The following is a 14226-nucleotide window of genomic DNA, read 5'->3' on the forward strand; positions in this document are numbered from 1 at the left end:
TGCCGCCCTCCTGCTCCTTCTTGATCAGGGCCATCTTGTCCTCGGGCGTGGCCTCGGCGAGGAAGTCGTCCACGCCGGCCTCCTCCGCGATCGCCTTGGCGGTCAGCGGGTTGTCGCCCGTGATCATGATGGTCTTGATGCCCATCCGGCGCAGCTCGTCGAACCGCTCCCGCATGCCCTCCTTGACCACGTCCTTGAGGTAGATCACCCCGAGGACGCGAGGAGCCTGGTCACCGTTCTTCGCGGCCACGACCAGTGGCGTACCGCCGGCGGCGGAGATGCCGTCCACCAGCTGTGCCACGTCCGATCCGACCGAACCGCCGTTGTCGGTCACCCAGTTGGCGACCGAGCCGGCCGCGCCCTTGCGGACCTGGTTACCGTCCACGTCCACGCCCGACATGCGGGTCTGGGCCGTGAACGGGACCCAGGTGGCGTGGGCCAGCTCGCCCTGGGCGCGGGCCCGCAGGCCGTACTCGGTCTTGGCCAGGACCACGATCGAGCGGCCCTCGGGGGTCTCGTCCGCGAGGGATGACAGCTGCGCGGCGTCCGCCAGCTCGCCGATCTCGACGCCTTCGGCGGGCAGGAACTCGGCGGCCTGGCGGTTGCCCAGGGTGATGGTGCCGGTCTTGTCGAGCAGCAGGGTGTTGACGTCGCCGGCGGCCTCGACGGCGCGCCCGGACATCGCGAGCACGTTGCGCTGGACCAGCCGGTCCATACCGGCGATGCCGATCGCGGACAGCAGCGCGCCGATGGTGGTCGGGATGAGCGCCACGATCAGGGCGACCAGCACGACCATCGACTGCGGGGCACCCGCGAACGTCGCCATCGGCTGGAGCGTGACGACCGCGACCAGGAAGACGATGGTCAGCGAGGCCAGCAGGATGTTCAGCGCGATCTCGTTCGGCGTCTTCTGCCGGGCCGCGCCCTCGACCAGGGCGATCATCCGGTCGATGAACGACTTGCCGGGCTCCGAGGCGATCTTCACCACGATCCGGTCGGACAGCACCTTCGTGCCGCCGGTGACGGCGGAGCGGTCGCCGCCGGACTCGCGGATGACCGGCGCGGACTCACCGGTGATCGCCGACTCGTCGACGCTCGCGACACCCTCGACGACGTCACCGTCGCCCGGGATGATCTGCCCGGCCTCCACGACGACGTGGTCGCCCAGCTGGAGGGCCGTGCCCGGCACCTCCTCCTCGGCGTCACTGGCCGGCCAGTTGGTGAGCCGGCGGGCGACGCTCTCGGTCTTGGTCTTGCGCAGGGTGTCGGCCTGGGCCTTGCCGCGGCCCTCGGCGACGGCCTCCGCCAGGTTGGCGAAGATCGTGGTGAGCCAGAGCCACACGGTGATGGCCCAGGCGAACACGGACGGGTCGGCGATCGCGGAGATCGTGGTGACGACCGAGCCGACCTCGACCACGAACATCACCGGGTTCTTGACCATCACCCGGGGGTCGAGCTTCTTCACCGCATCGGGAAGCGAGGCCAGGATCAGTTTGGGGTCCAGCAGCCCGCTGGACACTCTGTGCGGCGCGGCGGGCTCGGCCTTGTCGGCCGGTGCGGGGTTGAGCGTGGGGGTGGACATCAGGAGAGACCTTCCGCGAGCGGCCCGAGGGCCAGGGCCGGGAAGTAGGTGAGGCCGACGACGATCAGGACGACGCCCGACAGCAGGCCCACGAACAGCGGCTTGTGGGTGGGCAGGGTGCCCGGAGTGGCCGGAACCGGCTGCTGCTGGGCGAGCGAGCCCGCCAGCGCCAGGACGAAGACGATCGGCAGGAAGCGGCCGAAGACCATCGCCAGGCCGAGCGCCGTGTCGTACCAGTCGGTGTTGACCGTGATGCCGGCGAACGCCGAGCCGTTGTTGTTGCTCGCGGAGGTGAAGGCGTACAGCACCTCGGAGAAGCCGTGGGCACCCGAGTTGAGCATCCCGGCCCGCTCACCCGGCAGCGCCATCGCCACACCCGTGCCGACCAGCACCAGCGCGGGGGTGGTGAGGATGTACAGCGACGCGAACTTCATCTCGCGGCCACCGAGCTTCTTGCCCAGGTACTCGGGGGTACGCCCGACCATCAGGCCCGCCACGAACACCGCCACGATCGCCAGGATCAGCATGCCGTACAGACCGGAACCGGTGCCGCCGGGCGCGATCTCACCGAGCATCATGTTGAAGATCGTCAGACCGCCGCCGAAGGGCGTGAACGAGTCGTGGAAGGAGTTCACCGCACCGGTCGACGTCAGCGTCGTCGAGGCGGCGAACAGCGAACTGGCGGCGATGCCGAAGCGCTGCTCCTTGCCCTCCATCGCGCCGCCGGCGGCCTGCAGGGCGGTGCCGTGGTGCTGCGACTCGGCGAGGGTCAGCAGGGCGACCGAGGCGACCCAGAAGATCGCCATGACGGAGACGATCGCGTAGCCCTGGCGGTTGTCGCCGACCATCTTGCCGAAGGTGCGCGGCAGGGCGAACGGGATCACCAGCAGCAGGAAGATCTCCAGCCAGTTGGTGAAGCCGGTCGGGTTCTCGAACGGGTGCGCCGAGTTGGCGTTGAAGAAGCCGCCACCGTTGGTGCCCAGTTCCTTGATGACCTCCTGCGAGGCCACCGGGCCGCCCGGGATCTTCTGCACGTCGCCGGCCAGGTTGGTGACCTCGTGGAAGCCGTGGAAGTTCTGGATCACGCCGTTGGCGGCCAGGACCAGCGCGAACACGATCGCGAGCGGCAGCAGGAGACGGAGGTTGATCCGGACCAGGTCCACCCAGAAGTTGCCGACCCGGTCGGTCCTGTTGCGGGTGAAGCCCCGGATGAGCGCGGCGACGACCGCGATGCCGACGGCCGCGGAGACGAAGTTCTGCACCGCCAGGCCCGCCATCTGCACCAGGTGACCCATCGCGGACTCGCCGCTGTAGGACTGCCAGTTGGTGTTGGTGACGAACGAGATCGCGGTGTTCCAGGCCTGGTGGCCCTCCATCTCCGGCACACCCAGGTTCAGCAGCAGGTGCGTCTGGAGGCGGATCAGGCCGTACAGGAAGAGCACCGACACGGCCGAGAAGGCCAGCACCGAGCGCAGGTACACCGGCCAGCGCTGATCGGCGTCACCGTCGACACCGATCAGCTTGTAGATGCCGCGCTCGACTCTGAGGTGCTTGGCGGTGGTGAGGAGCTTGGCGATGTAGTCGCCAAGGGGGCGGTAGCACAGGGCCAGCGCGCCGACGAGGGCGAGGGCCTGCATCCAGCCCGCGAGAGTGGATCCCATGTCAGAACTTCTCCGGGAAGATCAGCGCCACAACGAGGTAGCCGACGAGAGCGACGGCCACGACCAGACCAGCGAGGTTCTCGGCACTCATGCGCCCACCTCGCTGCGCTCGGCGGGCGCTTCGCGCCACGCGCCCCGGTTGACGGTTCGCTCGCTGCGCTCGTTCACAGCTTCTCCACCCCCCGCGCGATCAGGGCGATGACGGCGAACACGGCGACCGTGACACCGACGTAGATGAGATCGGACATGGGCTCCACCAGCGTGGTTCGGGAGATGCCGCAAGCGGGTCGAAAGCCTCGCGCGGCACCGGCGGACGACCGGCAGATGCAGCAAACCAGCCGTCCAGGGCGCGTTAGGGGCCCCTGACGCCCTCCATACGGGTGAAAGCGGGTCGTTGACGCGACCTTGACGCCCACTTCACCGGGCCGAGACCGTCGTGATCCGGCCGAGACCGTCGCGGTCCGGCCGAGACCGGACATGCGCCGGGCCCCGGTGCGACAGCGGTCGCACCGGGGCCCGTTCATTGCACCCACCAGGGCAGTCGGGTCACATCCGCATCCGCAGCCGGCAGACCACCGCGTCGGTGTGCCGGCGCAGGGCGCGGTCGATCACGGCGCCGCGCCGGTTCTGCAGCGCCCGCTGGAACCAGTGCGCCGGCTCGACCTCGGGGATCAGCACGGTGAGCCGGTCGTAGGCGTGCTCCTCGCCGAGCCTGTTGACGAACTCGGCGATCGGCAAGCCGAGGCGCCGGTGGTCCTCCGGTATCTCCAGCAGGGGCACGCCGGGCTGCCACAGCTCCCAGTCCCGGCGCAGCGCCTCGGCGTCGGCCGGGTCGTGCACCACGGTGACCGCGAGCACCTCGTCGCCCAGCGACAGGGCCGCCGACAGGCCGTCCCGGGTGAGCCGGGTGATCGCCGTCACCGGGACCACCACCAGGCTGCGCCGGCGGGTCACCGGGCCCGGCACCCGGCCGAGCTCCAGGCGTTCGCCGATCCGCTCGTAGCTGCGGTGGATCGCCTCGAACAGCACCACCAGCAGCGGCAGGGCGACCACGATGCCCCAGGCGCCCTCGGTGAACTTGGTGCCGGTCACCACGAGCGTGGCGACGCCGGTCAGCAGGGCGCCGAAGCCGTTCAGCGCGGCCTTGCGCCGCCAGCCGGCCGGGCGGTTCCGGTGCCAGTGCCGGACCATGCCGACCTGGCAGATGGTGAAGCCGACGAACACGCCGATCGAGAAGAGCGGCACCAGGCTGTTGACGTCACCGCCGGAGCCGACCAGCAGCGCGGCCGACACCGCGGCGAGGAACAGCACGCCGTACCGGTACACCTGGCGGTCGGCACGCAGCGCGAACACGTGCGGGAGGTGGTTGTCCCGGGCGAGCAGGTCCATCAGCACCGGCAGGCCGCCGAAGGAGGTGTTGGCGGCCAGGCCGAGCAGGACCACGGTGGCGAACTGGACGACGAAGAAGCCGGCGCCGTGGCCGAGCGAGGCGTCGGCGAGCTGGGCCAGCACGGTGACGCCCTCGACCGGCTGGAGGTGGAAGCGGCCGATCAGCACGGCCAGTCCGATCAGCATCACGCCGAGCAGGGCCCCGAGCGCGACCTCGGTGTGCTGGGCGCGCCTCACCCGCGGGGTGCGGAACGAGGGGACGGCGTTCGCCACCGCCTCCACCCCGGTGAGTGCCGAGCACCCGGCCGCGAAGGCCTTCAGCAGCAGCAGCGCGCCGACCGCGGTGGCGTTCTCGGCGAGCACGGAGGCGTGGCCTGCGGCGGCCTCGGTGCTGACCGGGGCGTCCCGGAACAGGCCGACCACGATGATCGCCAGGATGGCCAGGACGAAGACGGCCGTCGGGGCCATGAACCAGCGGGCCGACTCGGCGATGCCGCGCAGGTTCACCGCGGTCACCAGGGCTAGCACGCCCAGGCAGAGCCAGACCCGGTCGCCGTAGAGACCGGGGACGGCGGAAGTGAGCGCGGCCACGCCGGCGGTCACCGAGACCGCGACGTTCAGGATGTAGTCGATCACCAGCGAGGCGGCCGCGGTCAGCGCCGTCCGGCGGCCCAGGTGGGCCTTGGCCACCGCGTAGGAGCCGCCGCCGTCCGGGAAGGCCGCGATCACCTGCCGGTAGGAGGCGACCAGCACCGCGAGCAGGACGGCGATCGCCACCGTGACCGGCAGGGTGAAACCCAGCCCGTACGAACCGGCGGCGGCCAGCACCAGCACGATCGACTCCGGCCCGTACGCGACCGAGGCCATGGCGTCCAGCGAGAGCGCCGCCAGTCCGCCCATCACGGTGAGCCGGTGCCGCTCGTCACCCGCCCCGGTATCAGGCGGTTCGTCGGCCGTCACGGCCGGGGTGGAGATGGCGCTGGACATCGGACGGGACCTCCGCGGTCGGTAGTTGCTCCGATCCTGCGGTCCGGGCGCCCGGCCCTCCCCCGGCCCCTACGCGTTCCTGACGCCGCCACGAGCGCCTTTGACGCGCCCTTGACGCGGCCGTCGGGCCGGCGGGAGGGGCTGCTGGCGGGGGTGGGCGAGCCGTTGTCCCGGCGGGCGCCGGTTGGGAAGACGATCAGCTCAGTCGAAGGACTCCCACCCCCGACCCCCCACTCTGCTGCCTGCATTCCGTTATTGCAAGCAATGCGCAATAACTGTCGCCGCCGGCGTCGGGGTAAACGAAACAGCCCCTGATCTGCGTTTCCGCAGATCAGGGGCTGTTTTCCATCCTGTGGCTGGTGCAGGGTTCGAACCTGCGTAGCTTGCGCGACAGATTTACAGTCTGCTCCCTTTGGCCGCTCGGGCAACCAGCCAGGATTTCGTCCCCCGGGGCGTTGACCCCGTTCGACGTGGTAAACCATACCCGATCCGGTGGGGTGCTTCGCCACTCGATCGGTCACGCGATGATCAAGGGGAGTCCCGCGGCTGTCACGGGCGGCGCGGGGGCGGCGCTGGATAGGCTGGGGCGGCGGGCGCCCAATGGGGCGGGCCGTGCCAGTGAAGCCAGAGCATCAAGGAGACCAACACCCATGGCCGACTCCAGTTTCGACATCGTCTCGAAGGTCGAGTGGCAGGAGGTCGACAACGCGATCAACCAGACCTCCCGTGAGATCGCCACCCGCTTCGACTTCAAGGGCGTCGGCGGCGAGGTCAGCCGCTCCGGCGAGAAGATCGAGATGAAGGCCAACGGCGAGGAGCGCGTTCGAGCCATCCTCGACGTGCTGCAGACGAAGTTCGTCAAGCGCGGCCTGTCGTTGAAGGCTCTGGACGCGGGCGAGCCCCAGCTGTCCGGCAAGGAGTACAAGATCTTCGCGAACGTGAAGGAGGGCATCACCACGGAGGATGCCAAGAAGGTCGCGAAGATCATCCGGGACGAGGGCCCGAAGGGCGTCAAGGCCCAGGTCCAGGGCGACGAGCTGCGCGTCAGCTCCAAGAGCCGCGACGACCTCCAGGCCGTCCAGGCCCTGCTCAAGGGCAAGGACCTGGACTTCGCGATCCAGTTCGTGAACTACCGCTGACGTCCGTCCGGTCGTACCACGGCACGGCCCCGCTCCCGGGCTCGGGAGCGGGGCCGTTCGCGTCGGCGGGTGGGGTCGGGAGACGTGGCGCGCCGTCCGCCGACGCGCCCTCAGGCCACCACCCAGCCGCCGGTGCTGCGGTGCGCGGCCAGCCCGACCGCGTCGAACTCGTCCACCCGCCCCGCCGCGACGTACGCGCCGAGCCGCCGCAGCGCGCGGGAGATCGGGGTGCCCTCGGGGACGGTCTCGAACTCCCCGCTGGTGAGCGGTCCGAGGACCACCCGCCCGTCCTCCCAGACGGCGGCGCGTTGAGTACCGCTGCCGCCGAAGTACTCGGCCTCGACACAGGCGATCGGCCCGGCCTTGGACCAGGCGGCGAGCCGCAGTTCGAAGCCGTCCGAGTGCCAGCCGAAGCCGGCCCCGCCGCCGACCTTCGGCACGGCGCCATCGCCTTGCAGCGCCGCCAGCACGGCGGAGGTGACCGGGATCAGGGCCAGCCCCTGGGCCAGCGGCACCACCCGGGCCGCCGGTACCTCTGCAGCCGCTACCGTCAGCAGCTCCAACGTGCCTATCAGCGCCTGGAGTTCGTAGGACATGCCGGCCATGGTGTCCCACCGCACTGACAGTCGGCACGGAATTTATGATTCCGTGCCCGCTCGGAGACCGTAGAGCATGGTGAAGAGAGTCACATCCATCACATCATCGGACGCACTCGGCCCTTCTTCGGCCAGTTCATCGAAGATTTCAGCCAGTGGGGAGCGTAGGCGGGTCAGCCGGTCCGGGTCGAGCCGCAGGGTGAAGTGCGCGAAGACGGCGCGCGAAGCACCCGAGCCGCCCTTGGGGGTGCTGAAGTCCACTCGGCCGTCGGCCACGCTGTTCGTCGTCGGCGCGGGCGCCCCGGCCTCCCCGCGGGACTGCCGGCAGAGCCGGCCTCGGGACTGGCGGCAGGGCCGACCACAGGGTGGGCCGCAGCTGAGCGGGCATCACCCGCACGGGCGTACGCCGCATGCGAGGCCCCCGGCAACCGGGTGAACTGGCCGGGTACGGCCCGCCCCGGGGCCCCTCCCCGGCGACCACCCCGCGCAGCCGACCGGGGCCGTACCGGAGGAGGACCGCCCTGCCGACGTACGTGGCCTCGACCATCGCGTTCGTCGGCCGGCCACCCGGTACCCACCCATCGAACGGGCTCGACCCGGCGCAGTGGAAGTACGGGATGTCCGACGGCGTCGGCGGGCCGGGCCGGCGGCCGGTGCCGTCCGACCGCCAGGTGGTGCAGGCCGAGGCGATCGCGCCCTCGGTGTACCGCCCGGACAAGCTCGCCGCCGTCCAGGACCGGATCGACGACCGCGACCTGCGCGACACCGTGCGCCGGTGATGCCCTCCGCGCGCCACACCGCCCGCCACGCCGTCCACAGCCCCCAGGAGCCTCGCATGACCGACGAACTCATCCATCGAATAGCCGAGTTGATGCCCCGAGCACAGGCCGATCTGGCCGAGCTGGTGGCCATCCCGTCCGTCGCCGACCCTCGGCAGTACCCACCGGAGAAGTGCCGGGAGGCCGCCGAGTGGGTCGCCGCCGCCTTCACCGAGGTCGGCCTGCGCGACGTCCACCTGGAGGAGACCCCGGACGGCAGCCACGCGGTGATCGGCCACCGCCCGCCCCCGCCCGGCGCCCCGACCGTGCTGCTCTACTGCCACTACGACGTCCAGCCCCCGCTCGACGACGCCGCCTGGACCTCCCCGCCGTTCGAGCTCACCGAGCGCGACGGCCGCTGGTACGGGCGCGGCGCCGCCGACTGCAAGGGCAACATCGTCATGCACCTCACCGCGCTGCGGGCGCTCGGCGACGACGTCCCGGTCGGCCTCAAGCTGGTGGTCGAGGGCTCCGAGGAGCAGGGCACCGGCGGCCTGGAGGAGTACGTGCCCCCGCACGCCGGGGAGCTGCACGCGGACGCCCTGCTGATCTGCGACACCGGCAACGCCGCAGTCGGCGTCCCCACCGCCACCATCTCGCTGCGCGGGGTCGTCAGTGTGGTGGTCACCGTGCGGGCGCTCAAGGGCGACAGGCACTCCGGCATGTTCGGCGGCCCCGCCCCGGACGCCCTGGCCGCGCTGATCCGGATGCTCGACTCGCTGCGCGACGCCGACGGCGGCACCCGGATCAACGGTTTGGACTGCGACGGCACCTGGAGCGGTGCCGGGTACGACGAGACGCGGTTCCGCGCCGACGCCGGGGTGCTGGACGGCGTCGGGCTGACCGGCTCCGGGACCGTCGCCGACCGGCTCTGGGCCCGCCCGGCCGTCACCGTGCTCGGCATCGACTGCCCGCCCGTGGTGGGCTCGGCCGCAGCCGTCCCGGCCACCGCCCGGGCCCGGGTGAGCCTGCGGGTACCGCCCGGCACCGAGGCCCGCTCCGCCCAGGACGCGCTGGTCGCCCATCTGGAGGCCGCCGCGCCATGGGGCGTGCGGGTGGAGGTGGAGCGGGAGAGCGCCGGCTCGCCGTTCCGGGCCGACACCGGCGGACCCGCGTACGCCGCGCTGGACAAGGCGATGCAGGAGGTCTACGGCAGGCCGATGTCCTTCCTCGGCCAGGGCGGTTCGATCCCGCTCTGCAACGTCCTCGCCACCGCCTTCCCCGAGGCGGAGATCATCCTGATGGGCGTCGAGGAGCCGAGCTGCCTGATCCACGCGCCGAACGAGAGCGTCGACCCGGGCGAGATCCGGCGGATGGCCCACGTCGAAGCTCTGCTCCTCCGGCACTTCGCCGACACGCGCTGAACGTGCTGGAGTTGCAGGAAGCCCGTCCGGACCCCGAGGAGGAAGAGCCGTGCCCCGTCCGTTCACCACCGAGGACTACGCCGCCCGGATGACCCGGGCCCGCGCCGACGCCACCGCCGCCGGGCTGACCGGCCTGGTGGTCACCCCCGGCCCCGACCTGACCTACCTGTGCGGCTACCAGCCCACCGCGATCACCGAGCGGCTGACCGCCCTGGTCCTCGCCGCCGGGCGCGAACCCGCCCTTATCGTCCCCAAGCTGGAGCGCCCGGACGCCGAGAAGGCGCCAGGCGCCCCGGCCGTCGAACTGCTTGACTGGTCCGACGGCGAGGACCCGTACGCCGCCGCCCACCCGCTGTTCGACCCGGCCGGGCGGTACGGCGTCTCCGACAACGCCTGGGCGATGCACCTGCTCGGCCTCCAGGCCGCGCTGCCCGGCGCCGCCTTCACCCCGCTCACCGAGACCCTGCCGATGCTGCGCGCGGTCAAGGGCGCCGAGGAGCTGGACCGCCTGGCCGCGGCCGGCGGCGCCGCGGACGCGGCCTACCGGAGCATCCTGGAGGTCTCCTTCGCCGGCCGCCGGGAGAGCGACGTGGCCGCCGACCTCGGCGCGCTGCTCATCCAGTACGGGCACAGCCAGGTCGACTTCACTGTGGTCGGCTCCGGCCCCAACGGCGCCAACCCGCACCACGAGGCCGGGGACCGGGTCATCCGGTCCGGCGACACCGTGGTGCTGGACTTCGGCGGTCTCAAGGACGGCTACGGCTCGGACACCACCCGCACCGTGCACGTCGGACCGGACGTCCCGGCCGAGGTGCGGAAGGTGCACGACCTGGTCCGGCTCGCCCAGCAGACCGCGTTCGAGGCGGTCCGCCCCGGGGTGAGCTGCCAGGAGATCGACCGGATCGCCCGCCGGGTGATCACCGAGGCCGGCTACGGCGAGTACTTCATCCACCGCACCGGCCACGGCATCGGCATCACCACCCACGAGCCGCCGTACCTGGTCGAGGGCGAGGAGCGGCCGCTGGTGCCCGGGATGTGCTTCTCGATCGAGCCCGGGATCTACCTGCCCGGAAGGTTCGGGGTGCGGATCGAGGACATCGTCACCGTCACCGCGACCGGCGGCCGACGCTTCAACAACACGCCGCACGAACTGGGCATCGTGGCCTGAGCCGGCCCGCCCCGCCGTCCGGCATTCGGGACTTCGGCCAGGCGACTTTGACCCAACTGTGCGAATTTCTTACGAGCCGGTCATAGTTCACCCAGAGTCCTCCAAGCTTGCGTTGCTAGTTTCAGTGAGCATGACCAAGCTGCTCAGCCCGGCCCCGCCGCCCCCGGCGCGGGCCGGGCGACTGCGACCCGCGATCGCCCGCCCCCGCCGCACCGGACCGGCGAGACTCCGGCTGCTGGCCTGGCCGGTCTACCTGGCCTGCTTCGTCTGGTTCCTGAACACCCAGGGCATGGCCTTCGCCAACGACGTGGTGTTCCTCTGGCTGATCGGCGCGCTGCTGACCGCCGCCGTGCACAGCGGGCACGGCCCGCGCGGCTTCCTGCTGGTGCTGCGCGACTGGGTCCCGGTGATGGCCGTGGTCTGGGTGTACTCACTGCTGCGCGGCTACGGCGCGCACACCCCGTGGGCCCCGTACTGGCTGCCCCAGCTGCGCGCCGACGAGGCGCTCGGCTTCGGCGAGCCCTGGACCGTACGGATCCAGCACGCGCTCTACACCCCAGGCTCACCGCACTGGTACGACTACGCGGCGACGCTCGTCTACCTCTCGCACTTCCTCGTGGTCTTCGTGCTGCTCGCGGTGCTCTGGCGGCGCGCCCACCACCGCTTCCGGCAACTGCTGGCCTGCTACTTCACCCTGACCTTCATCGGCTTCGCGACCTATCTGCTCTACCCGGCCGACCCGCCGTGGCTGGTCGCCCAGCAGGACAACCTGCCGCCGCTGCACCGGGTGGTCTGGGAGACCATCTCCACCACGGGACTGCCCCAGGCCGACTCGCTGCTGGAGAACGGCAGCCAGTTCGCCAACGACGTCGCCGCGATGCCCTCGCTGCACTCCGCCTACCCGGCGATGCTGCTGTTCCTCTTCTGGCCGACCGCCCGACCCGGGCTGCGGGCACTGCTGGTCGCCTATCCGCTGGCGATGGCGTTCACCCTGGTCTACGGCGCCGAGCACTTCATCGTGGACGTGTTCGCCGGCTGGGCCTACGCGGCCGTGGTGGTCTTCGGGCTGCGGTGGCTGCGTGACCGCCGTACCGCGCGTTCGGCGCCCAGGGCAGACTTGGCCGCGTGCAGTCCGACTCCGTGAAGGCGCCGTCCGTCGAGGCCCGGTCGCCGATGAAGCCCACGCCCGAGCAGCTGCGGGCCGCCCAGGACACCACCATCCCGGACATCACCGGGCCCGGGCTGCAGGTGCTGTTCTGCGGCATCAACCCGGGCCTGTGGTCGGGCGCCACCGGGCACCACTTCGCCCGCCCCGGCAACCGCTTCTGGCCCGCCCTGCACCGCTCCGGCTTCACCGAGCGCCAGTTCCGCCCGGACGAGCAGGGCGAGCTGCCCGCGCTCGGCCTCGGCATCACCAACGTCGCCCCGCGCACCACCGCCAAGGCGGACGAACTCACCGCCGAGGAACTGCGCGAGGGCGGCGCCGCACTCACCGAGCTGGTGCTGCGACTGCGGCCGAAGGTCCTGGCAGTGCTCGGCGTCGGCGCCTACCGGACGGCCTTCGGGCGGCGGCAGGCCGCGATCGGACGCCAGCCGGAGGGCATCGGCGACACCGAGGTGTGGGTGCTGCCCAACCCGAGCGGGCTCAACGCCCACTACACCCTGGACGCGCTGGCCGCGGAGTTCCGCAAGCTCCGGGAGGGCATCGGCGACCAAGGGTGGGTCTGACGATTCGCGGCGCGCCCGGCGGGAACCATCCGACCCGCCCACCGTTGCAGCACTGAGCTGCGGTCAGGCCCTCCGGCAGCGGCAGCGCGCGCAGCTCGCGGATCAGCGCCCGGACGGCGGCCGTCCCGGCCGGCTCGGGCGGCTCGGGCGGCTCGGGCGGCTCGGGCGGCTCGGGCGGCTCGGGCGGTCGTGGACGGCTCGGGCGGCTCGGGCGGTCGTGGACGGCTCGGGCGGTCGTGGACGGCTTCGACCACGTGGTGGACGCCTTCCTCGGCATGCTGCGCGGCGCCACCACCGGCAAGATGATCGTCCGGATCGGCGGCTGACCCGGCCCCGGCCCCACCGAGGGGTGACCGCCGACCGCGGGGTGACCGCCCTACAGCGGGGTGACCGCCTTCAGCACCACCAGCAGGGCCACCGCCGCGTTGAGCGCGCACAGCGCCGAGGCCGCCGTACCGACCGCGGCGACCATCGCCGCCAGGCCCGCCGGGGTCTTGGCCGGCGGCCAGTTGCGGGCTGTCGGCACCGGGCCGAGCAGCGCCGCCACCCGACGCGGCACCGGGCCGGGCGCGGCCGTCGGGGCCGCGAAGGCCGCGAAGCCGGGCGCCGGGGTGGCGTGCGAGACCAGGGCCGCCCGGGCCACCGCCCGCGCGGTGATCCGCCGGTCCCCCACCGCCTGGGCCGACTCCTCGTCCGCCCAGCGCTCCGCGCTGAACGCCACCGCGTCCTGCAGCGGCCGCAGGAAGGGGTTGACGCAGGCGGCGAGCTGGGTGGTCAGCAGGTAGCGGTGGTGCCGGTGGCGCAGGTGCGCCCGCTCGTGCGCGAGCAGCGCCTCGCGCTCGTCCTCGGCCAGCCCGTCCAGCATCCCGGTGGAGACCACCACCCGGCCGGGCGAGCCGGGCAGCGCGTAGGCGTACGGGCTGCGGTCCGGCAGCACCGCGAGGTCGCCGGCCTCGGCCGGCCCCTCGGGCAGCCCGGCCAGCGCGCGCCGTGCCCGGGCGCGGACCCGCAGGTGCCGCACGACCGTCCGGACGCAGGCGAAGCCGACCAGCACCAGCAGCCACATCGCGGCCGTGCCGACCGTCTCGTGGTACGGCAGTGCGTGCCGCACCTCCGGGTCGGACCAGCTGTCCGGCAGCGGGTTTCCGGGGATCTGCGCGGTGCCCACCACGCCGATCAGCCCGAGGCAGAGCACGCTGCAGACCGCCATCACCGCGCTGATCACGGTCATCAGCCGGGCCGCACCGCGCGGGTGCAGGTGCTGCTCGGTCAGGCGCGCGATCGGCACCGCGGTCAGCGGCAGGATGAGCGGGAGGAAGACGAAGAAGCCCACGGGTCAGCTCTCACGGTCGGCCGCTGCCGGATCGGCGGACGCGGCGTCCAGCAGCGCCCGCAGCAGTTCCTCGTCGTGCGGCAGCAGCGCGCTGACGAAGCTGGCCAGGACGGCGTCCCGGTTCGCCTCGCCGTCGAGCATCCGGCGCATCCGCAGCGCGGCCAGTCCGGCGGCGTCGGCGGACGCCTGCCACAGGTAGGAGCGGCCGGAACGGCTCCGGGAGACGGCGTTCTTGGCGTGCAGCCGGGACAGGATGGTCATCACCGTGGTGTACGCCAGGTCGCCCTCCAGGCGTTCCTGGACCCACCCCGCGGTGGCCGGGCCGGGCGCCTGCTGGAGCACCGCCAGCACCTGCGCCTCCAACTCGCCCTGACCGCGTCGTCGGGTCGGCGCGTCCCCGGCCGCCGGGGCGTGCCTCTCGTCTGCCATGACGGCCCACTCCCTCCGGATGCCGCGCCCGG

At 72.2% G+C, this 14226-nt stretch carries 14 protein-coding genes and 1 tRNA gene; 6 read left to right on the forward strand and 9 right to left on the reverse strand.

Annotated features, from left to right (window positions below; genetic code table 11):
• The 5 genes from kdpB to ACH4E7_RS08500 all read right to left on the reverse strand — a co-directional run.
• Positions 1-1582, reverse strand: a 1582-nt coding sequence (gene kdpB / locus ACH4E7_RS08480) for a potassium-transporting ATPase subunit KdpB (protein ID WP_396248238.1), incomplete at its 3' end; no start/stop codon positions are given.
• The gene (gene kdpA, locus ACH4E7_RS08485; RefSeq protein ID WP_396248239.1) at positions 1582-3243 is read right to left on the reverse strand and encodes a potassium-transporting ATPase subunit KdpA; all 1662 of its coding nucleotides are present in this window, start codon (positions 3241-3243) and stop codon (positions 1582-1584) included. The genes kdpA and kdpB, both read right to left, overlap by 1 nt.
• 1 nt (position 3244) lies before the next feature.
• The gene (gene kdpF, locus ACH4E7_RS08490; RefSeq protein ID WP_360226114.1) at positions 3245-3334 is read right to left on the reverse strand and encodes a K(+)-transporting ATPase subunit F; all 90 of its coding nucleotides are present in this window, start codon (positions 3332-3334) and stop codon (positions 3245-3247) included.
• 455 nt (positions 3335-3789) lie between these two features.
• On the reverse strand, positions 3790-5619 hold the full coding sequence (locus ACH4E7_RS08495) for an APC family permease (RefSeq protein ID WP_396248240.1): 1830 nt from the start codon (positions 5617-5619) through the stop codon (positions 3790-3792).
• 353 nt (positions 5620-5972) lie between these two features.
• Positions 5973-6053, reverse strand: a tRNA-Tyr gene (locus ACH4E7_RS08500).
• Positions 6054-6269: 216 nt separating this feature from the next.
• Between ACH4E7_RS08500 and ACH4E7_RS08505 the strand changes: the two genes are divergently transcribed.
• Positions 6270-6758 (forward strand): YajQ family cyclic di-GMP-binding protein, encoded by a 489-nt coding sequence (locus tag ACH4E7_RS08505; protein WP_396248241.1) that lies wholly within the window; start codon positions 6270-6272, stop codon positions 6756-6758.
• A 110-nt stretch (positions 6759-6868) separates the two neighbouring features.
• Here ACH4E7_RS08505 and ACH4E7_RS08510 read toward each other — a convergent pair whose 3' ends face one another.
• On the reverse strand, positions 6869-7354 hold the full coding sequence (locus ACH4E7_RS08510) for a hypothetical protein (RefSeq protein ID WP_396248242.1): 486 nt from the start codon (positions 7352-7354) through the stop codon (positions 6869-6871).
• Between the two features lie 42 nt (positions 7355-7396).
• Positions 7397-7630, reverse strand: a complete 234-nt coding sequence (locus ACH4E7_RS08515) for a hypothetical protein (protein WP_396248243.1) — start codon at positions 7628-7630, stop codon at positions 7397-7399.
• Positions 7631-7764: 134 nt separating this feature from the next.
• Here ACH4E7_RS08515 and ACH4E7_RS08520 point away from each other — a divergent pair, with 134 nt between their 5' ends.
• The 5 genes from ACH4E7_RS08520 (at position 7765) to mug (ending at position 12432) form a co-directional block, all read left to right on the forward strand.
• Positions 7765-8133, forward strand: a complete 369-nt coding sequence (locus tag ACH4E7_RS08520) for a hypothetical protein (RefSeq protein ID WP_396248244.1) — start codon at positions 7765-7767, stop codon at positions 8131-8133.
• Between the two features lie 56 nt (positions 8134-8189).
• Positions 8190-9536, forward strand: coding sequence for a dipeptidase (locus ACH4E7_RS08525; protein ID WP_396248245.1), 1347 nt, complete (start codon positions 8190-8192; stop codon positions 9534-9536).
• A gap of 88 nt (positions 9537-9624) precedes the next feature.
• Entirely contained in the window at positions 9625-10704 is a 1080-nt protein-coding gene (locus ACH4E7_RS08530; RefSeq protein ID WP_396248508.1) for an aminopeptidase P family protein, read from the forward strand.
• A gap of 130 nt (positions 10705-10834) precedes the next feature.
• Complete coding sequence (locus ACH4E7_RS08535; RefSeq protein ID WP_396248246.1) at positions 10835-11848, forward strand: phosphatase PAP2 family protein; 1014 nt, start codon at positions 10835-10837, stop codon at positions 11846-11848.
• A gap of 29 nt (positions 11849-11877) precedes the next feature.
• On the forward strand, positions 11878-12432 hold the full coding sequence (gene mug, locus ACH4E7_RS08540) for a G/U mismatch-specific DNA glycosylase (RefSeq protein ID WP_396248509.1): 555 nt from the start codon (positions 11878-11880) through the stop codon (positions 12430-12432).
• Between the two features lie 376 nt (positions 12433-12808).
• Here mug and ACH4E7_RS08545 read toward each other — a convergent pair whose 3' ends face one another.
• Both ACH4E7_RS08545 and ACH4E7_RS08550 read right to left on the reverse strand, forming a co-directional pair.
• Positions 12809-13765, reverse strand: a complete 957-nt coding sequence (locus tag ACH4E7_RS08545) for a M48 family metalloprotease (RefSeq protein ID WP_396248247.1) — start codon at positions 13763-13765, stop codon at positions 12809-12811.
• A 3-nt stretch (positions 13766-13768) separates the two neighbouring features.
• Positions 13769-14194 carry a BlaI/MecI/CopY family transcriptional regulator gene (locus ACH4E7_RS08550; RefSeq protein WP_396248248.1) on the reverse strand — a complete coding sequence of 142 codons (426 nt, stop codon included), beginning with the start codon at positions 14192-14194 and terminating at the stop codon, positions 13769-13771.
• Between the last annotated feature and the right edge of the window lie 32 nt (positions 14195-14226).

The organism is Kitasatospora sp. NPDC018058 (assembly GCF_044327205.1).
Classification (GTDB): Bacteria; Actinomycetota; Actinomycetes; order Streptomycetales; family Streptomycetaceae; genus Kitasatospora.

What these genes read in the sequence shown, in the direction of transcription:
- kdpA (WP_396248239.1), bottom strand. Translation starts at nt 3,243, where the DNA reads ATGGGATCCACTCTCGCGGGCTGGATGCAGGCCCTCGCCCTCGTCGGC.
- kdpF (WP_360226114.1), bottom strand. Translation starts at nt 3,334, where the DNA reads ATGAGTGCCGAGAACCTCGCTGGTCTGGTCGTGGCCGTCGCTCTCGTC.
- ACH4E7_RS08495 (WP_396248240.1), bottom strand. Translation starts at nt 5,619, where the DNA reads ATGTCCAGCGCCATCTCCACCCCGGCCGTGACGGCCGACGAACCGCCT.
- ACH4E7_RS08505 (WP_396248241.1), top strand. Translation starts at nt 6,270, where the DNA reads ATGGCCGACTCCAGTTTCGACATCGTCTCGAAGGTCGAGTGGCAGGAG.
- ACH4E7_RS08510 (WP_396248242.1), bottom strand. Translation starts at nt 7,354, where the DNA reads ATGTCCTACGAACTCCAGGCGCTGATAGGCACGTTGGAGCTGCTGACG.
- ACH4E7_RS08520 (WP_396248244.1), top strand. Translation starts at nt 7,765, where the DNA reads ATGCGAGGCCCCCGGCAACCGGGTGAACTGGCCGGGTACGGCCCGCCC.
- ACH4E7_RS08525 (WP_396248245.1), top strand. Translation starts at nt 8,190, where the DNA reads ATGACCGACGAACTCATCCATCGAATAGCCGAGTTGATGCCCCGAGCA.
- ACH4E7_RS08530 (WP_396248508.1), top strand. Translation starts at nt 9,625, where the DNA reads ATGACCCGGGCCCGCGCCGACGCCACCGCCGCCGGGCTGACCGGCCTG.
- ACH4E7_RS08535 (WP_396248246.1), top strand. Translation starts at nt 10,835, where the DNA reads ATGACCAAGCTGCTCAGCCCGGCCCCGCCGCCCCCGGCGCGGGCCGGG.
- mug (WP_396248509.1), top strand. Translation starts at nt 11,878, where the DNA reads ATGAAGCCCACGCCCGAGCAGCTGCGGGCCGCCCAGGACACCACCATC.
- ACH4E7_RS08550 (WP_396248248.1), bottom strand. Translation starts at nt 14,194, where the DNA reads ATGGCAGACGAGAGGCACGCCCCGGCGGCCGGGGACGCGCCGACCCGA.